This window comes from Curtobacterium sp. NPDC090217, from assembly GCF_044746705.1.
In the GTDB taxonomy this organism is placed as follows: Bacteria; Actinomycetota; Actinomycetes; order Actinomycetales; family Microbacteriaceae; genus Curtobacterium.
In genome coordinates, this window is the sequence record NZ_JBIVCR010000001.1 from 1,359,035 (window position 1) to 1,377,216 (window position 18,182).

General features: G+C 70.0%; 19 protein-coding genes. 7 read left to right on the forward strand and 12 right to left on the reverse strand.

The window, feature by feature from the left end; genetic code table 11:
* Window positions 1-2 precede the first annotated feature (2 nt).
* From ACIPJ2_RS06690 to purS, 3 genes are all read right to left on the reverse strand, one after another.
* On the reverse strand, window positions 3-1,820 hold the full coding sequence (locus ACIPJ2_RS06690) for an ATP-binding protein (protein ID WP_402728115.1): 1,818 nt from the start codon (window positions 1,818-1,820) through the stop codon (window positions 3-5).
* Between the two features lie 70 nt (window positions 1,821-1,890).
* Complete coding sequence (purQ, locus tag ACIPJ2_RS06695; protein WP_281266892.1) at window positions 1,891-2,586, reverse strand: phosphoribosylformylglycinamidine synthase subunit PurQ; 696 nt, start codon at window positions 2,584-2,586, stop codon at window positions 1,891-1,893.
* A 5-nt stretch (window positions 2,587-2,591) separates the two neighbouring features.
* On the reverse strand, window positions 2,592-2,876 hold the full coding sequence (gene purS / locus ACIPJ2_RS06700) for a phosphoribosylformylglycinamidine synthase subunit PurS (protein WP_402728116.1): 285 nt from the start codon (window positions 2,874-2,876) through the stop codon (window positions 2,592-2,594).
* A 120-nt stretch (window positions 2,877-2,996) separates the two neighbouring features.
* Here purS and ACIPJ2_RS06705 point away from each other — a divergent pair, with 120 nt between their 5' ends.
* Both ACIPJ2_RS06705 and ACIPJ2_RS06710 read left to right on the forward strand, forming a co-directional pair.
* Window positions 2,997-3,632 (forward strand): PadR family transcriptional regulator, encoded by a 636-nt coding sequence (locus tag ACIPJ2_RS06705; protein WP_402728117.1) that lies wholly within the window; start codon window positions 2,997-2,999, stop codon window positions 3,630-3,632.
* Complete coding sequence (locus tag ACIPJ2_RS06710) at window positions 3,629-5,251, forward strand: DHA2 family efflux MFS transporter permease subunit (protein ID WP_402728118.1); 1,623 nt, start codon at window positions 3,629-3,631, stop codon at window positions 5,249-5,251. The genes ACIPJ2_RS06705 and ACIPJ2_RS06710 overlap by 4 nt, the downstream gene beginning before the upstream one ends.
* Before the next feature lie 245 nt (window positions 5,252-5,496).
* On the opposite strand, the gene ACIPJ2_RS06715 is transcribed toward ACIPJ2_RS06710, so the two are convergent.
* Both ACIPJ2_RS06715 and ACIPJ2_RS06720 read right to left on the reverse strand, forming a co-directional pair.
* Entirely contained in the window at window positions 5,497-6,312 is an 816-nt protein-coding gene (locus ACIPJ2_RS06715) for a cytochrome c oxidase assembly protein (RefSeq protein ID WP_402728324.1), read from the reverse strand.
* A 143-nt stretch (window positions 6,313-6,455) separates the two neighbouring features.
* Entirely contained in the window at window positions 6,456-7,748 is a 1,293-nt protein-coding gene (locus tag ACIPJ2_RS06720) for an acyltransferase (RefSeq protein WP_402728119.1), read from the reverse strand.
* Between the two features lie 168 nt (window positions 7,749-7,916).
* Here ACIPJ2_RS06720 and ACIPJ2_RS06725 point away from each other — a divergent pair, with 168 nt between their 5' ends.
* Window positions 7,917-8,360, forward strand: a complete 444-nt coding sequence (locus tag ACIPJ2_RS06725; protein WP_281267666.1) for a Fur family transcriptional regulator — start codon at window positions 7,917-7,919, stop codon at window positions 8,358-8,360.
* A gap of 93 nt (window positions 8,361-8,453) precedes the next feature.
* Window positions 8,454-9,971, forward strand: a complete 1,518-nt coding sequence (locus tag ACIPJ2_RS06730; RefSeq protein ID WP_281266897.1) for a catalase — start codon at window positions 8,454-8,456, stop codon at window positions 9,969-9,971.
* 153 nt (window positions 9,972-10,124) lie between these two features.
* Here the strand turns inward: ACIPJ2_RS06730 and ACIPJ2_RS06735 are convergent, their stop codons facing one another.
* Window positions 10,125-10,691 (reverse strand): GNAT family N-acetyltransferase, encoded by a 567-nt coding sequence (locus tag ACIPJ2_RS06735; protein ID WP_402728120.1) that lies wholly within the window; start codon window positions 10,689-10,691, stop codon window positions 10,125-10,127.
* A gap of 226 nt (window positions 10,692-10,917) precedes the next feature.
* On the reverse strand, window positions 10,918-11,787 hold the full coding sequence (locus tag ACIPJ2_RS06740; protein ID WP_402728121.1) for a VOC family protein: 870 nt from the start codon (window positions 11,785-11,787) through the stop codon (window positions 10,918-10,920).
* 99 nt (window positions 11,788-11,886) lie between these two features.
* Here ACIPJ2_RS06740 and ACIPJ2_RS06745 point away from each other — a divergent pair, with 99 nt between their 5' ends.
* Genes ACIPJ2_RS06745 through ACIPJ2_RS06755 form a run of 3 tightly spaced genes read left to right on the forward strand, consistent with a single transcriptional unit; the run spans window position 11,887 to window position 13,959 of the window.
* Window positions 11,887-12,459, forward strand: a complete 573-nt coding sequence (locus tag ACIPJ2_RS06745; protein ID WP_402728122.1) for a hypothetical protein — start codon at window positions 11,887-11,889, stop codon at window positions 12,457-12,459.
* Window positions 12,456-13,070 (forward strand): signal peptidase I, encoded by a 615-nt coding sequence (lepB, locus tag ACIPJ2_RS06750; RefSeq protein ID WP_402728123.1) that lies wholly within the window; start codon window positions 12,456-12,458, stop codon window positions 13,068-13,070. The genes ACIPJ2_RS06745 and lepB overlap by 4 nt, the downstream gene beginning before the upstream one ends.
* A 43-nt stretch (window positions 13,071-13,113) precedes the next feature.
* The gene (locus tag ACIPJ2_RS06755; protein ID WP_402728124.1) at window positions 13,114-13,959 is read left to right on the forward strand and encodes a helix-turn-helix transcriptional regulator; all 846 of its coding nucleotides are present in this window, start codon (window positions 13,114-13,116) and stop codon (window positions 13,957-13,959) included.
* Between the two features lie 7 nt (window positions 13,960-13,966).
* Here the strand turns inward: ACIPJ2_RS06755 and ACIPJ2_RS06760 are convergent, their stop codons facing one another.
* From ACIPJ2_RS06760 to ACIPJ2_RS06780, 5 genes are read right to left on the reverse strand one after another with little or no spacing between them, the layout of a single operon-like run.
* Window positions 13,967-14,290: a hypothetical protein gene (locus tag ACIPJ2_RS06760; RefSeq protein WP_281266903.1), complete on the reverse strand. Its 324-nt coding sequence runs from the start codon at window positions 14,288-14,290 to the stop codon at window positions 13,967-13,969.
* 16 nt (window positions 14,291-14,306) lie between these two features.
* Window positions 14,307-14,978 (reverse strand): response regulator, encoded by a 672-nt coding sequence (locus tag ACIPJ2_RS06765; protein ID WP_402728125.1) that lies wholly within the window; start codon window positions 14,976-14,978, stop codon window positions 14,307-14,309.
* Entirely contained in the window at window positions 14,975-16,264 is a 1,290-nt protein-coding gene (locus tag ACIPJ2_RS06770; RefSeq protein ID WP_402728126.1) for a sensor histidine kinase, read from the reverse strand. The genes ACIPJ2_RS06765 and ACIPJ2_RS06770 overlap by 4 nt, the downstream gene beginning before the upstream one ends.
* 10 nt (window positions 16,265-16,274) lie before the next feature.
* Window positions 16,275-17,078: an ABC transporter permease gene (locus ACIPJ2_RS06775; RefSeq protein ID WP_402728127.1), complete on the reverse strand. Its 804-nt coding sequence runs from the start codon at window positions 17,076-17,078 to the stop codon at window positions 16,275-16,277.
* Window positions 17,075-17,992: an ABC transporter ATP-binding protein gene (locus ACIPJ2_RS06780; RefSeq protein ID WP_402728128.1), complete on the reverse strand. Its 918-nt coding sequence runs from the start codon at window positions 17,990-17,992 to the stop codon at window positions 17,075-17,077. Before ACIPJ2_RS06780 ends, ACIPJ2_RS06775 begins: the two co-directional genes overlap by 4 nt.
* Window positions 17,993-18,182: the final 190 nt, after the last annotated feature.

Sequence of the window (18,182 nt, forward strand, 5' to 3'; positions counted from 1 at the left end):
GTTTACGTCGGGGACAAGCCCTGCCCGGCACGCGGCGCCCGACGGAGCTGATACCGCCGGTTGCGACTCTGCGGAAGCGCCGTCGGCCAGACCACTTCTTGATCGATCAGCACACGCAACTTCTGTCGCAGAGTGGGAACTGAGAGCGAAGTACGGTCGGCAAGTTCGTGAATGCTGAGTTCTCCGGCGCCTCGGAGTGCCTCAATGATCCGCTCTTCTGGCGACAGCCCTCGAGTCTCCGGCAACTCGTGAAAAATCTCAAGTAGCTCTCCCCCCAGGACCTCGGCATCGATGAGCAGGGCGGCAGGTGTGTATCCGGCCCCGACCCGCTTCGGATACTGCAACCATCCCCTGTGTACGAGTGTGTCGAGTGTGTCGCGAGCTCGTCGACGGTCGATTCCGAGCTGGATTTCCAAGAGGCCGTCATCCACGATTCGGCCCGAGTGGACCAACGCTAGAGTTTTCCGCTGATCTTCCGGGAGATCGGCTGCGCCGACCTGCGTCAGCCAGGTGTCCATCTCCGGGTCAAGGAGTCCGTGCCGGTCCAGAGTGACCGTCATTGAGGTTCGGGCGTCGATGAACTTCGGGGCTGCCAGGCCCTCCCGTTCCAGCACGCCCGTCATCCGCGGAATGCCTGAACCTGCGTTCTCTGAGACCGTCTCGTCACGTCCGCGAAGCGGTACCTCCGTAAGAAGCGATGCGAGTACTGCGTTCCGCGATCGCGATTCGCCGTCGTAGAGGTCAGTGACGTTTCGGCCGCCCCAGATCCCTCCGGGATTATTGACTTCGAGTCGATCCGCGTACAACTCGACCTGAACCTGCGCCCCCTTCGCCCAATCGCTGTAGTCCCGGTGTGACACAGCGTTCGTGACTGCCTCGCGAATTGCATCCAGCGGGATCTCGGGAACGTCCCTTGCCCCGGCGCCGCCGGCACTCACACGACGATGCCGTAAGTTCTCGTCTACAACGCGTACAGCATCGTCGATCATGTCAGGGATCGGCCCGTCGAGAGTTCGACGATCAAGCATCCGCACGTCTCCGCTAGCCCCGGCCTTGGTTGCGGCGGGGTAAGACGCGAATGTGATCACGAGCTGTGGGAAGTGTTCCTGCGGGTACTTCCCAAGCGTCAATAGTCCAGCAAGTGTTGGTACGCCGGTTCCGGTTATCACGTTGAATCGGCGAAGAACTTCATCATCCGTGCGCGTATCGACTACAGCGCGTGGGCGACGACTACGGACGCGTTCGATGAAGCGCCTGATTGCTTCTGAATCGAGGTCCGTGACGCTGGCTCCGACAATCTCCTGGCGGTCGTCCGCGGGTTGGCGAACGTCGCTGCTGAGCAGGTAAACGCCGTATCGACTCATCCGGCGATCGCCATCACCGACGCGCTCGTAAGTGCCGTTCTCCGGGCCCTGTGTCGTCACATAAGTTGGCTTGTCAGTGACCGCGGCTTCGTAGACATCTACTACCACCACCGGCGAACCGTCGACCTCAGCGATACTGATCGACGCGTGCGGGACTGGCGTCAGTGGTCCCGGCGGCTCCTGAGCGCCTCGAGGTCTAAAGCCGTCTGCAACGCGATCTTGTGTAGCTGAGGCATCGAAGCCATCTGCAGGGACGAATCCGGCCGCTTCATCGAGGCCAAGGACAATCAGGCCGCCGCTGCCGTTGGAGAAAGCGCTGACGGTAGTCCAGATCGTCCTCGGAAGGTCGCGGACCGCAGCTTTGGCCTCAACCTGTTCAGTATCGGTGCCCGCAGCTCGCAGCAACGAGACGACCGACGTAAGGTCACCCTGACTTGTTTCCATCGTCAGCCTCACTTTTGCTCAGTGAGGTCACTGTATCACTGTCGGCCTCACTCATATCACTGACGTGAGTGACGAAGTGATGTCACTTGACGAGCGTCGACTCGATTACGGAGGTGAAGAAGGTGAGGCCGTCCGTGCCGGAGGCCATCGCCGCGGGGGTGTCCGGTCCGAACCCGGGCTCCGTCGCGTGCTCGGGGTGGGGCATCAGGCCGACGACGTTGCCGCGCTCGTTCGAGACGCCCGCGATGTCGTCGATGGACCCGTTCGGGTTCACTCCGACGTAGCGGAACACGACCTGGCCGTTGTCCTCGATGCGCTTGATCTCGTCGGCGTCGGCGACGAAGCGCCCGTCGGCGTTCTTCAGCGGGATGGTGATCTCCTGCTGTGCGGCGAAGCCGGACGTCCACGCGGTGTCCGCGTTCTCGACGCGGAGCTTCTGGTCGCGACGGATGAACTGCTGGTGCGCGTTGCGCGTGTGCGCGCCGGGGACCAGGCGGGCCTCTGCGAGCATCTGGAACCCGTTGCAGATGCCGAGCACGGGCATGCCCTTGCCGGCGGCGTCGATGACCTCGGCCATGATCGGGGCCTTCGCCGCGATCGCGCCGGCACGGAGGTAGTCGCCGTACGAGAACCCGCCGGGGAGCACGATGGCGTCGACGCCCTGCAGGTCGTGGTCGCCGTGCCAGAGCGCGACGGGGTCGGCTCCGGCGAGACGGACCGCGCGCTGGGCGTCGCGGTCGTCGAGCGAACCGGGGAACGTGATGACACCGATGCGCATGGAGGTCACTCCGCGTCGGCGACGGTGGTCTCGCCGACGGTGGTCTCGGCGACACTGACCGAGACGACGTCTTCGATCACGGCGTTCGAGAAGATGTCGGCCGCGATCTCGCGGACCTCGGCGAGCTTGGCGTCGTCGACGGGTCCGTCGACGGTCACCTCGAATCGCTTGCCGATGCGGACGTTGGTGAGGTCGTTCTTGCCGAGGCGGGCGAGGGCGTTGCCCACCGCCTTGCCCTGGGGGTCGAGGATCTCGGCCTTCGGCATGACCTCGACGACGATCGTTGGCACGTGTTCACTCCAGCACGGGGGGTCGGGTGGGACCCGACCAGTCTATGCGGCGCGCGCGGCGCGCCGGACCGGGTTGTGGAGAACTCCTCCAAGGCGTATATTCCAAGTCGAATAGTCCGCATGGAACACCGACTGGAGGCTCGGATGCCGTCGCTCACGCCGCTCGCGTTCGCCGCGCTCGGACTCCTCAACGAGGGGCCGATGCACCCCTACGAGATGTTCCAGACCATGACCTTCCGCGGTGACGAGCGGAACGTGAAGGTCCGGCCGGGCACCCTCTACCACCAGGTCGGCCGGCTGACCGACCTCGGCTACGCCGAGGCCGTCGGGACCGAGCGCGAGGGCAACCGACCAGAGCGCACCACGTACGCCATCACCGACGCCGGCCGCACCGCGCTCGCCGAAGCACTCCGGCAGATGGTGGCGGAACCCGCGGACGAGTACCCGGAGTTCCACCTCGCGCTCGCCGAGCTCGAGAACCTCCCGGTCCCGGAGGCGGTCGATGCCGTGCGGGCCCGTGTCGTCGCCCTCCAACGCGAGCGCGACGACATCGACACGGCACTCGCCCGCGTCCACGGACGTGAACTGGCAGAGCGCTACTGGCTGGACGTGTCGTACGTCCATGCCATGCTCACCGCGCAGATCGAGTGGCTCTCCGCCACCGTCGAACGCATCGCGAGCGGTGACATCCCCTGGGACGGCCCGGCCCATCCCGACGACACGACTTCCCCCCACAGCAAGGAACCCTCCGCATGACCACCGCAACGAACCCGCCCACGACCGAGAAGAAGCCCTGGCCAGCGCTCTGGGCCCTCGTCGTCGGGTTCTTCATGATCCTCGTCGACTCGACCATCGTCTCCGTCGCGACCCCCACCATCGCCGCGAAGCTCGACGCCGACATCAACGCCGTCATCTGGGTGACGAGCGCGTACCTGCTCGCCTACGCCGTGCCGCTGCTGATCACCGGCCGCCTGGGTGACCGCTTCGGCCCGAAGGTGCTCTACCAGACCGGTCTCGTCGTGTTCACGCTCGCCAGCCTCTGGTGCGGCCTGTCCGGCTCGATCGAGATGCTGATCGTCGCCCGCGTCGTGCAGGGGCTCGGCGCCGCGATGATGACGCCGCAGACCATGTCCGTCATCACGCGCATGTTCCCGCCGCAGAACCGCGGCGCGGCCATGGGCCTCTGGGGTGCGACCGCCGGCATCGCCTCGCTCGTCGGACCGATCGCGGGCGGCCTGCTCGTCGACGGGTTCGGCTGGGAGTGGATCTTCTTCGTGAACGTCCCCGTCGGCGTCGTGGCCTTCGTCCTCGCGCAGCGCCTCGTGCCCTCGTTCGACCGACACCAGCACCGCTTCGACGTGCTCGGGATCGTGCTGTCCGCGGTCGGCATGTTCCTGCTCGTCTTCGGCATCCAGGAAGGCGAGACCTACGACTGGGGCACCATCACCGGTCCGATCTCGGTCTGGTCGCTGATCATCGCCGGCATCGTCGTGCTCGCGGCCTTCGTCGTCTGGCAGGGCGTGCAGAAGTCCGAGCCGCTGCTGCCCCTCGGGCTCTTCAAGGACCGCAACTTCACGCTCGCGAACATCGCCATCACCGCGGTCGGCGTCGCGATCTCCTCGTTCGCGCTGCCGCTCATGCTGTGGGCGCAGGACGTCAAGCAGTTCAGCCCGACCCAGGCAGCCCTGCTCCTCGTCCCGATGGCCGTGATCTCCGCGGCGTTCGCCCCGCTCGTCGGCAAGAACCTGAACCGCTGGAACCCGCGCTGGGTCGCGGCGTTCGGTCTCGCGTGCTTCTCCGGCGGGCTGTTCTGGTTCGCCGGACTCGTCGCCGCGAACGCCGGGTGGCAGGTCATCCTGCTGCCGAGCGCGCTCCTCGGCATCGCGAACGCCTGCATGTGGGGCCCGCTGTCCGTCTCCGCGACGCGCAACCTCTCGCCGCGCCTGGCCGGTGCCGGCTCCGGCGTCTACAACACCACCCGGCAGATCGGCGCAGTGCTCGGTTCCGCGGGCATCGCTGCGCTGATCGAGGCCCGCATCACGGCGAACTTCCCGGCACAGTCGGGCGGGGCGTCGGCGGGCGGCGCCGAGCAGCAGGTCGGCACGCTGCCGTCGTTCCTGCTCGACCCGTTCTCGAAGGCGATGGGCCAGTCGCTCATCCTGCCGGCCGCGGTCCTCGTGGTCGCGATCGTCGCGGCGCTGTTCCTCGGCAAGCCGAAGCAGACCGTGGCGTGGGCCCAGACCGGTGCGGTCGCGACGCAGCCCGAGGCCGAGCCGGTCGCCGTGCACGGTTCGCACGCAGCGGCTCCCGCGCCGACCAGCCCGGAAGAGGAGCTGGCCTCGACCGACCACCACGGTCGTCACGCCGGCGCCTGACCCGCACGACCGAGAGCCCCCGATCGCCCAGCGGTCGGGGGCTCCGTCGTGCGTGTGCAGACCCTCCCGACCCCGAGTCTGCCCGACCCCGAGTCTGCCCGACCCCGAACGACAGGATCGCTGTCGTACGACCTCGGTTCTGTCGCTCCCACGCGTGCGCAACAGTTGCGCACGCGGGGTTGCGACAAAGTCGTTGTCGTACGACAGCGACGTCGTCGTTCCGAGTCGGCAGGGGGAGGGGCGCCTCAGCCCCGCCGCGACAAGTGCGCCCGCGTGAGCTCGTCCATCTCCTCGTCGGAGAGCGCGTCGACGGCGCGGGCCTCGCGGCGATCGGTGCGCTGCCACCGCACGAACAGCGAGATGAGCACCGGGATGTCGGCGATCTCCGCGATGAACCAGAGCAGGTCGCCGGCCAGGTGCTGATCGCGGAGCGGCGACGGGAACCACGCCGGACCCGATGCCATCACGGTCGCTCGATCGAGCACGTGGTCGGTGATCCGCATGACGATGCCCGGGATCGCGTCGAGCATGAGCTCCACGAACGCCAGCAGGAACTCCGCCGTCACGAAGGTGGAGGAGCGCAGCGCTCCCGCCTCGGACAGCGGTGCCAGCAAGCCGAACCCCAGCATCGGCACGAGCACCGTGATCGCGACCGCCCACACCGGGGACGTGCGGATCACCGCGGACAACGGGGTGAGCAGCACGCAGAAGAGCGCCAGCGCGACCAACGGCGAGACGATCGCGTTGCCGAGCACGCGCACCGGACGCGACCCCATGACCACGGAGGCTGCGTGGGCGAGGCGAGCCGGGCCTCCCGTCCGGAGCAGCGCGAGCGGCGCTGCGAACGCGGCGAACGTCGGGACCGCGAAGAACAGCAGCGCCAGCCGCAGCACGAACGCCCATCGGAGCGTCTGGTCGTACTTGCCGACGATGCCGAACTGCAGGATGCCGAACAGCACCAGTGCCGCCGCGAACGAAAGCGTCCGCCACCAGGGCCAGCGTGTGCCGCGTCGCCGAGCGGTGACGAACCACCAGCCGTACGCGACCGCCGCGACGACGATGAGCGCGGCGGCGAACGGGTCGAACTGCCAGGTGCTCCAGAACTCGGACGGTGACGGCGTGGGGTGCCTCCTGCGGATCGCGCTGCAGGATCATCCTCGACCCGGTCTTCCGGCACGGACGGTCGGATGCGGTGAGAACCGGTTCAGATACGCCGGACCCCGACGGCGGGGACCGTCCGCGACAGGCACCACACCCCCATCGGGATCAGCACCGCGCCGACGGCGGCGAGCCAGAACGACAGGTGCAGCTGCATGACCGCGAACGCCGGTCCGATCGTGCAGAGCACGGCCAGGGCGACCACGGGCCACGCTGGACGGTCCGAACCGGGGACCAGTCGGGGGAGCGGGCGGTCGAACCGGCGGAGGCCCCTGGCGACCCCGAGTGCGGCGGCGAGCACCACGACGAGTGCGATCGCCCGGGTCGCCCACCACGTCGCCGATCCCGGGTCGGGGTACGGCACGCCGATGAACAGGGCGATCCCGTTCAGTGCGATGAACAGCGGCAGGTGCCAGAGGTAGATCGCCATGCCATCGCGCCCGAGCACGAAGACGGTGCCCTGCGCCGCCCGGGTGCGCATCAGCCGCGTGAGCGGCGCGTGCACGAGCTGGACGAGGCAGGCCTGCGCGATCGCCAGGAACGCCAGCGGCAGCATCGGCGGGTTGAGGTCCTGCAGCATGTCGGGCGCCCAGAGCCCGATCGAGGTCATCGGGACGAGGACCGCGTAGACGGCCGCGGCGACGCCGAGCAGCAGCACCTTCGAGCGTCGGGCGAACCACCCGTCGGCCCACAGGAACCCGAGCTGCTGCGCGAAGAGCCACACCGGGCCGAGGTTGAGGAGCCCGACGTCGGCGACCCCGGTGGCCAGTCGGACGCCGTCGACCGCGGCCGCGAGGACGAGGAGTCCGGCGAGCGTCGCCCACGGTGCCCGCTCGTGCAGCCGTGCCATCAGTGGGACGCAGCACTGGGTGATGCCGTACGCGGCGAGGAACCAGAGCGGCGAGCCGATGCCGAACGCGACCTCCGCCAGCAGGTCCCGCGGGGTGCCGAGCAGTGTCGCGGTGCCCAGCCCGATCGCCAGCACGAGGAAGAGCGGGCTCGCCGGGCGGAACAACCGCACGAGCCGCGTGGCCACGTAGTCGCGAGGACCCCCACCCCGCTCGACGGTGCTCCGCCAGCCGACGGCGCTCGCGAACCCGCCGACGACGAAGAACAGCGGCATCACCTGGCCGATCCAGGTCGCCGCGACGTACCAGTCGAGTTCCTGGAGTGGGCTCGTGACCCGGATGCCGGCGTCGTCGGCCGCGACCCCGACCATCGTGACGTGCACGAAGACGACGAGGACGACACATGCCGTCCGGATGAGGTCGACGACCAGGTCACGCTTCGAGATGATCCCCCGGACGTCCACGCTGGTCAGTGCCTGCTGAGTGGACATGCCGGGACGCTACCGGCGGATCAGCGACTCCCAGGCCCGTTCCAGGCGATCGCGACCAAACCGTGACACATCGTATTCCGGTGCGGGAATGTGTCTGGCTGGTGACCATCCGCGAGAACTCGTTGTACAGTGGTGCTTGTCTTGACCGCTGCAAAAGAAGGGTTCGTGATGGACGTCGATGCCGACCTGCTCCGCGACGCCGGTCTGCGCGTCACGACGCCGCGACTCGCGGTCCTCCGTGCCACCGCCACGATGCCGCACGCCACAGCGGACGACATCGTCACGGCGCTGACCGCCGAGTTGCCCACGACGAGCCACCAGGCGGTCTACGGCGTGCTCGCGGCGCTCACCGGCGTCGGACTCGTCCGTCGCATCGAGCCGGCGGGGAGCCCTGCGCGATACGAGCGGCGCACCGGTGACAACCACCACCACATCGTGTGCACCATGTGCGGCGCGATCGAGGACGTCGACTGCGCCGTCGGGCACTCGCCGTGCCTGACGCCGTCCGACACGCACGGCTTCGCCGTCACCACCGCAGAGGTCACCTACTGGGGGATCTGCGAGCGGTGCGCAGCGGCCGAGCGCGACGACGCCACGACCGTCATGGCCTGACCCCGACCCGCGCAGCACGCGGTGCGTGGTCCCCCGCCCCACAGACAACCCGAGCATCCCTGACCGAATCAACCGTTCCACCAAGGAGGAACCGTGTCCGAAGAGAACACGCCGACCGGCACCCCCACGACCACGACGAACAGCGGCGCGCCCGTCTCGAGCGACCAGCACTCCATGGGTGTCGGCGCCGACGGCCCCCTCGCGCTGCACGACCACTACCTGGTCGAGAAGCTCGCCCAGTTCAACCGCGAGCGCGTCCCGGAGCGCGTCGTCCACGCGAAGGGCGGCGGCGCCTTCGGTACCTTCACCGTCACGCAGGACATCAGCCGCTTCACCCGCGCGGCCTTCCTGCAGCCGGGCAAGCAGACCGAGATGCTCGCGCGCTTCTCGAGCGTCGCCGGTGAGCAGGGATCCCCGGACACCTGGCGCGACCCCCGTGGCTTCGCGCTGAAGTTCTACACCGAGGACGGCAACTACGACCTCGTCGGCAACAACACCCCCGTCTTCTTCATCCGCGACGGCATCAAGTTCCCCGACTTCATCCGCTCGCAGAAGCGCCTGCCGGGCTCGCACCTCCGCGACCACGACATGCAGTGGGACTTCTGGACCCTGTCGCCGGAGTCGGCGCACCAGGTGACGTGGCTCATGGGCGACCGCGGTCTGCCGGCGTCGTGGCGGAACATGGACGGCTTCGGCTCGCACACCTACCAGTGGATCAACGCCGAGGGCGAGCGCTTCTGGGTGAAGTACCACTTCCAGACCCAGCAGGGTCACAAGACCCTCACGCAGGAGGACGCCGACCGCATCGCCGGCGAGGACGCGGACTTCCACATCCGCGACCTCCACGAGGCGATCGAGCGCGGCGACAACCCGCGCTGGACCCTCAAGGTGCAGGTCATGCCCTACGAGGACGCCGCGAGCTACCGCTTCAACCCGTTCGACCTGACGAAGGTGTGGCCGAAGGGCGACTACCCGCTCATCGAGGTCGGCACGATGGAGCTCAACCGCAACCCGGAGAACTACTTCGCCCAGATCGAACAGGCGACCTTCGCACCGTCGAACTTCGTCCCCGGCATCGCGGCCAGCCCCGACAAGATGCTCCTCGCCCGCATCTTCAGCTACGCGGACGCGCACCGCTACCGCGTCGGCACGAACCACGCGCAGCTGCCGGTGAACGCCCCGAAGAACGAGGTCCACTCGTACTCGAAGGACGGCGGCATGCGCTTCGACTTCCAGCAGTCCGAGGTCCCGGTCTACGCACCGAACTCCCTCGGTGGTGCACACGCCGACCCGAACGCGACGGACGACGTCCCCGGCTGGGAGTCCGACGGCGCGCTGCAGCGTTCCGCCGCGACGCTCCACCCGGAGGACGACGACTTCGGTCAGGCGGGGACCCTCGTCCGCGAGGTCCTCGACGACGCGGCCCGCGAGCGGCTCGTCGGCAACATCGCCGGGCACGTCTCGAAGGTGACGCGCGACGACCTGCGCGAGCGGGTGTTCCAGTACTGGACCAACGTCGACGCCGACCTGGGTGCGCGCGTGCGCGCCGCGGTCGCGCCGAGCGCGCCCGGATCCAACGAGGACCCGGAGAAGGTCGCGGTCGAGGCGTAGTCCCCGGTCCCCACGAGACGGACGGGAGGCACGGTGCCAGCTGGCACCGTGCCTCCCGTCCGTCTGTTGGGTGCGTCTCGAGCACCTCCGCGCCTTGCCGACAAGTGCACACGCGGGCGCGTGCGCACTTGTCGTCCTGCTGCGCAGGAGCCGCTAGACCTGCTGGCCGTTCAGCCAGATGTCTCCGGCCGGCCAGTCTTCGAGTGCTGCGGCCACCGGCCGCACCATCCAGCCGCCCTGCTCGGTGTTCGAGATGCCGGCGCCCTCGGCGGTGAACGCCGAGAAGGTGCCCACCGCGTCGGGGAACTCGTGCCAGCCGAGCTTCGCGTAGAACGGGATGCGGTTCTCGCCGGCGCCGAGGAAGCCGTAGGGGACGCGGAGTCCGTCGAGGACGGCGTGCGCGCGCTCCATGAGTTCGCGGCCGACACCCGTTCCCTGCAAGCGGGGTGCCACGGCGACGAGGCCGGTGTCCCCGACGAGGACGTCCTCGCCGCCGACCGTGATGTACATCCGGCGGATCCCGACGTGTGCCAGGACGACCCCGTCCGCGTCGCGTGCGATCACCCGGCGTTCGGGCTGCATGCCGGACCAGCTCCGGCCGCCCACGTACCAGTGCGACCAGTCCGGGAACGCCCGCCCCAGCATCGCCGCTACGCCCTCGTGGTCGGGGAGCGTCAGCGTGCTCTCCTCGACCACCTCCCATCGGATGTCGTCACTCATGGGTCCATCCTGCCCGCCGCCGTCTGGCCGGGGCGAGGGGGCGGCGGTGGGCGGCGGGGCGGGCGGATGTGGTCCGCCAAAGCGACAGTCTTGCGCGACCCGAGCGAGTGCAGTCCGCGAAAGCGACAGATTCGCGGAGAAGTTTGGCGGCGTTCTGTCGCTTTGGCAGACCGCGGGCCGGCGGGCCGCGCGGCGGGCCGGCCGGGCCGCGGGCCGGCCGCGCAGGTCAGCCGCGACCGGGGGCCGTCACCTCGATGCGGTTGGCCCACGGGTCCTCGAACGCGACCGTGCGGCCGTCGTCGGCGGTCTGTACGCCGGTGTCCCGCATGCGGGCGACCAGTGCGCCGAGGTCGTCCGCGGCCGGGACCTCGATCCGCACGAGCCCCAGCCCGAGCGCGAGCTGCCGACGTCCGGCGCCGCGGGAGTTCCACGTGTTCATCGCCATGTGGTGGTGGTAGCCGCCCGCGCTGACGAACAGTGCCTCGCCCCAGCCCGCGGTGGTCTCGAAGCCGAGCGTGTCGACGTAGAACGCCCGGGCCGATGCGACGTCCCCGACGGACAGGTGCACGTGGCCGACGCGTCCGGGTCGGGCCGCGGCCTCTTGGAGTGCCTGCTGGGTGAGGTGCTCCTGCAGGAACGCGTTCGGGTCGACGTACTTCGTGTCCATGTCGACCATGCCGTGCGTCCACGACCACGCGGTCCGGTCCCTGTCCCAGTACAGCTCGACGCCGTTGCCCTCGGGATCAGTGCAGTAGAACGCGATGCTCACGAGGTGGTCGGCGCTGCCGGTGAACGTCTGCGGGTACTTCGTCGCGACGGAGTACAGCGCAGCCGCCAGGTCCGCGCGACTGTCGAAGAGGATCGCGGTGTGGAACAGCCCGGCCTCGTGCGGTCCGGCGTGCTGCATCGCGGGTGCGTGCTCGAGGATGACGATCGGCGTGGCGCCCCGACCGAGCACGGCGATGCCGCCCTCGTTCGAGAAGAGCGACAGGCCGATGCCCTCGCGGTAGTAGCCGATCATCCGGTCGAGGTCCGCGACGCGGAGGGTGACGGCACCCATCCCGGTGTCGGCGGCGAGGAGGTCCTGCGTGTGCATGGGATCAGTGTGCGCTCATTTGGTTGACGCGTCAACTAAATGGCATCGCACTCGGCGTCCTGTCGGCGAGGTGCGCCCCGACAGGGCCAAGATGGTGGGATGCCCCGCTCACGACCCGCGCCCGACCGCGGCCGCGCGCCCGACCGTGTCCGCGGTCGTCGACCGGACCCGGGGGCGTTCCCCGTCGAGCAGCTGCGCGACCGGATGTCGTCGTACATCTACGGCAACATCACGGTCCTCGCCGCCGCGATCGCCGTCGACCCCGCAGCGATCCACCACGGTTCGGCGGTCTGGGCCGTCCTCGCGACCGCGGTGCTGACCTACCTGGCGCACGTGCTCTCGCACCTCGTCGCGCACGGGATCGGCGACGACGAGACGGACGACGACGCACGCCGGGAGTCCGTCGTGACGATCGTGCGCAACGCGAACCCGATCGCGACGTCCGGGCTCATCCCCGCCGTGCTCTACGCGGCGGCCTGGATCGGGTGGATCCCGGCGCCGTGGGCACAGACCGCCGCGCTCGTCATCCTGGTCGTGCGCATCGGCATGGTCGGCGTCTTCATGCAGCGGTTCAGTGGGAAGCGTCCGACGTTCCTCGGGCTCTGGGGCGGCATCGTGCTCGCCGCGGTCGCCTTCGTGATCGGACTCGTGAAGGTGGTGCTGACGCATTGAGTGAGACGTCGACCGAGCGGAAGCGCCCCGGGTGGAAGTTCCTGCGGGACCTGGTGATCATCGTCGTCGCGGCGCTGCTCGCCTCGTTCCTCGTGAAGGCGTACCTGGTGCGCTCGTTCTACATCCCCTCGGCATCGATGGAGAACACGCTCCTGGTGGGGGACCGGGTGCTCGTGAACGAACTCGTGCCGAAGGCGGTCGGCCTGCAGCGCGGGGACGTCGTCGTGTTCCAGGACCCGGGCGGGTGGCTCGGCCCCGGGATGGGCGACGACCTCATCAAGCGTGTCATCGGGCTCCCCGGCGACACCGTGTCGTGCTGCGATGCCGATGGCCGGCTGCAGGTCAACGGACACGCGGTCGACGAGCCCTACGTGGTGCTGCGGAGCGGCTCGAACCGTGTCTCCGGCCAGGACTTCACCGAGAAGGTCCCGGCCGGGCAGATCTGGGTGATGGGCGACAACCGCTACGAGTCCGCCGACTCCCGCGTGCACGGGACGGTCCCCGAGTCGGACATCGTCGGGCGGGCGTTCGTCATCACCTGGCCGGCGAACCGGTGGTCGGCGCTGTCCCGGTACGGCGACGAGTGGGACCAGGTGCCCGACGCGGGCTGATCCGGTAGCGTTCCCTCGGACTCTGCGGACGGGAGGTCAGCGATTGGCGGACCAGGACCCCTTCGAGTACGTCACGGGTGGCGACGACGACGTCATGCTCCGGCGGATCGGGACGAGCGGACCCCAGACCGGCACGATCGGGCCCCGACCGACGCACGTGCTGTTCTGGCTCGCCGACGGGCACGCCGTCGTGACCGCCGACTCCGGTGACCGGTGGGAGGTCGGACCGGGACGGCCGCTCATGCTCTCCGCCCCCGTCGCGTACGCGTTCGACACGGACGCGAGCCGGATGACCCTGCTCCACCTCTCGCCGGCGTTCCTCGCCGCGGTGGCCGCACGAGGAGAGGACGTCGTCGATCCCGAACCGGGCGAATTCGTCCAGCCCGAGGCCTCCGACGTGCGACTCGAGCCGCTCCGGACCCTGCTGCGGGAGCTGACCTCGCAGATCCTCGACCCGGAACTGCCCGATGCCGAGCGACGCGCGGTGAACCGCCGGGTCGCCCGGGTCGTGCTCTCGACGTTCACCCGCTCCCGGGCCGACGTCGAGAACCGACTCCGTCGCGCGGTGCGGTTCGTCCACGACCACGCCGGAGACGACATCACGGTCGGTGACCTCGCACAGGCTGCGGGGCTCAGCGAGCGCGGCGTGCAGGACCTGTTCCGCCGGACCCTCGACGTGACGCCGATGCGGTACCTCCGCGAGGTGCGACTCGACCGGGTGCACCTGGAGCTCCTCGCCCGCCCGGCGCGCGGTGTGGTGACGGTGCGGGACGTCGCGGGGAAGTGGCAGTTCGCGCACCTCGGGCGGTTCGCTGCCGCGTACCGGGAGCGCTTCGGGGAGAGCCCGCACGAGACCCTGGTGCGGTCGGAGCCGCGCGACCGGGCCTGAGGGGCGGTCAGCAGCCGCTGGACGTCAGCGTGACGTCGGTGACCTCGCCGCTGTGCACGGTGGCCTCCTGCGGGCAGAGCTCGTCCGCGCGGACGGTGACCTTGCCCACGGCGACGCCGGCGAAGTCGACCGTGCCACCCGCGAAGACCCGCTGGTGCGCAGCGATCCGGCCGTTCGGCACCGAGACCTTCACCTCGTACGGGTGGTCCGCCTCGTTGCCGGACACCGTGACGGAGATGCGACCGGTGGAGTCCTGGGCGCCGCACCCCGTGAGGGTCATGGCTGCCGCGAGACCGAGGACGAGGGCAGCGGGTGCGGAGCGGCGGAACACCCCACCAGCCTAGGCGTCAGCGAGCGGATGCCGAGCCCGCGCCCGAGCCCGAGCCGGAGCTCGAGCGCGACCCGAGCAACCACCCGTTGTCGGCGGCGACCCGCAGCGCCTCGGTGGCGTTCCGCGCCGCGGTCTTCCCGATCGCCGCCGAGAGGTGGTTCCGCACGGTGCCCTCGGACAGGTGCAGCGCCCCCGCGACCCCGGCGACGGTCGGCGCCGTGCGGAACGCGATGAGCACGTCGGTCTCCCGCGGGGTCAGCGGCGACGGTCCGGCGGCGAGGGACTCGGCCGCGAGCACCGGGTCGACCACACGGAACCCACCGGCCACCCGGCGGACGGCGTCGGCGAGCTGTTCAGCGGGGGTGTCCTTCACGACGAACCCGGACGCGCCGGACTCGAGCGCGCGTCGGAGGTACCCGGGACGCCCGAACGTGGTGACGATGAGCGACCGGCACGAGGGCAGCGACGCGGCGAGCTGGGCAGCGGCGGTGAGTCCGTCGGCCCCGGGCATCTCGACGTCGAGCAGGGCGACGGTGGCACCGGATGCACGTGCGGCGTCGAGCACCTCGTCGCCCCTGGCCACCTGCGCCACGACGTCGATGTCGCGCTCGAGGGACAGCAGGGACGCCAGCGCTCCCCGGACGAGCGCCTGGTCGTCGGCGAGGAGCACCCGGATCGGTTCGGTCATCGTCGTCCTCGCTCGACCCGGAGCAGGAAGCCGCCGAGGTCGCTGGTGCCGGTGGTGATGGTCGCCCCCACGGCGTCGGCGCGTTCGTGGAGCCCCCGCAGGCCGTTGCCGCCGAGCACCGGACCGCCGCCGAGCACCGGACCGCCGCCGAGCACCGGACCGGCGGCCGGGCCCGCGAGCAGGCCGGTGCCGTCGTCCTCGATCGTGAGCGCGGTGCGGGTGAGCGTGATGCGGACGGTCGACGCCGATGCGTGCCGGATGACGTTCGTCACGCCTTCGCGGAGGACCCAGGCGAACAGGCTCCGCACGTCGGTGGCGGCGACGGTCTCGTCCGACGCCGGCGGGACCGTGCCGGTGATCGACGCGGCGGACAGCGCCGCGCGGGCGGACACGAGCTCGGCGCCGAGCGACGCCTCGCGGTAGCCGCTGACCGCCTGCCGCAGCCCCTGGAGCGCTTCGCGGGCGAGTCGTTCGACGTCCTGCATCTCGGTCTTCGCGCGCTCGGCGTCGACGTCGACGAGGCGTGCGGCGAGCTCGGACTTCATCGCGACGACGGTCAGCGAGTGCCCGAGGACGTCGTGCAGGTCGCGCGAGAACCTGGCGCGTTCCTCGACCACGGCGAGCCGGGTGATCTCGTCCTGGGCGACCCCCAGCCGGTCCTCGGCTTCGCGCTGCCGCCCGAAGAACAGCATCGACGCTCCGATGGACACCGTCACGACCGGTGCGAAGAGGATGCCGTTCGCCGCGGCCGTGCTCCAGCCGATGGCGGTCACGACGGCGAACTCCGCGAGGCACACCGCCGCCACCATGACGACGACCAGCCAGAGCCGCGCCGCGACGAACCCGCAGAGCGCGACGACGAGCAGCCACGACCACACCGCAGCCGGCCCCACCGGGACCAGGAGCAGCCCGGCGAAGAGCGCCATGCCCGCGAGCACCACGACGCGGCCCGACAGGGAACGGCGCCACAGCAGCTCCGGGACGAGCATGTACGCCGCGTAGAAGCAGAGCAGCGCCGCCGTCGCCACGACGCGGTCGGCGACGGACCCGCCGTTCGTCCACACCGCGACGAGGAGCAGCGCCTGCCAGAGCAGCCCGAAGACCGCGCCGCCGTACCAGCGCTTCCGCGCGACCCGGACCTCGTCCTCGGTCGGCCCCGGTGCGACGGCCCACGGGAAGGACCGGTCGAGACGCGGACGGGAGGCCCGGTGCGCGTCCGCCGCGCCCCGTGCCTCCGCCGTTCCGGTCGCCTGGTCCATGTCGGCCAGCGTAGGGCGCAGCGTCACCGGCACATCATCACTGGCGCGCCGCGTCGCGGCGGTAACGCCACATGATGACGGCCCCGAGGACGATCGCCCAGCCGAGGAGCACGAGCGCCGGTTCGAGCATGCCGCTCGTCCCCGTGGCGCCCGCTCCCATCTGCCCGATGCGGTTGAGCCAGTACGACGGCAGCAGGTGCGCGACGTCGCCCATCCAGCTCGGCATGATCGACAGCGGGACCCACAGCCCGCCGAGGATCGCCAGGCCCATGAACACGACCATGAACAGCGGCTGCGCGAAGTTCGGCTTCGCGAACTGCCCGATCAGGATCGCGATGAGGGCGAACGGCACGACGCCGCACCAGATCCCGAACCCGGCGGCGACCCAGCGCATCGGGTCGAGCGACGCCCCGAGCGCGAGCACCGAGACGAGCGTCGTGATCGTGATCGAGATCGCGGCGAACGCCATCGCGGCGATGACCTTCGACACCAGGAACCCCCAGCCGGACAGCGGCGTCACCCGGAGCTGGCGGTTCCAGCCGATCGAGCGTTCGTTGACGATCGCGAACGCCTGGCTGAGCGCCGCCATCATCGCGCCGTACGCGGCCATCTGGAGCGTCGTGACGACGAGGTACTGCAGCCCCGTCGTCGGGTCCTCCGTCGAGCCGTAGGCGGCCCCGAAGACGAGGAGCATGACGACCGGGACGGCGAACGTGAACACCATCGCGCGGACGTTGCGCATCTGGCGCTTCGTCTCGAGGAGCACGTACCGGATCGGCATGCGTCCGCGGACGTCGGTGGTGGGGAGCGGGGCGGCGATCGCCGCGGCGGTGGTGGTCATGCGCTGACTCCTGGCTGTTCTGGCTGGTCTGCTGTGAGGGCGAGGAAGGCGTCGTCCATCGTGGAGGCGACCACCTCGATGTCGTGCGCCTCCGGGAACGAGGCGAGGAGGGCTCTGAGCGTCTGGTCCGAGCGGTCGGTGCGGAGCGTGACGGAGCCGTGCCGGGCCTCCAGTCCGACCGTGCCCGGCAGACCGCGGAGCGCGACGTGCGCGGACTCCTGCACCCCGCCGAAGCGGATCGTGCGCGTCGCGGCGATCGCCTTGATCTCGGACGGCGTGCCGTCGGCGACCACACGACCTGATCGCATGATGACGATGCGGTCGGCGAAGGTGTCGGCCTCGTCGAGGTAGTGCGTGGCGAACACCACCGTGCGCCCGGCGTCGGTGAACTCGCGCATCGACGACCAGAACACGTGCCTCGCCTCGACGTCCATCGCCGCGGTCGGCTCGTCGAGGACGAGCAGGTCGGGGTCGGAGACCACGGCGACCGCGAATCGTGCGCGCTGGAGCTGCCCGCCGGACAGCTTGTTCACCCGGCGACCCGCGATCTCGGTGCACCGTGCGCGCCGGAGCGCCTCGTCGACGGGCATCGGGTTCCGGTGGGCGGCGCCGACCAGCGCGACGATGTCCCGGACGGTCATGTCGGGGAGCAGCGCACCACCCTGCAGCATCGCGCCGACCCGCCCGTCGACGACGGCGGCGCGGGGGTCCTCGCCGAAGAGCCGGACCGAGCCGGAGGTCGGCGTGGAGAGCCCGAGGGCGAGGTCGACCGTGGTGGTCTTGCCGGCGCCGTTCGGACCGAGGAGGGCGACGACCTCGCCCGGACGGATCGTGAGGTCGATGCCGTCGACGGCGGTCACGGCGCCGAAGCGCTTGCGGAGACCGCTCAGCTGGATGACTGGTGTGCTGTCCATGACCCCAGCGTCGTGCGGGCGGGCGCTCCGTGCCTCTGCCGGGCGTCACGGATCGACCGTGACATCCGTCACGGGTGACCCGTGCGCCGGTTAACCCGTGCACTGCTTGTTCCGTGCACTGCTTGTCCCGTGCACTGGGGGCACTGGTCCGCAGGACGGGGGACAGGCGGTGTCCGGAAGGCGCGTTAGC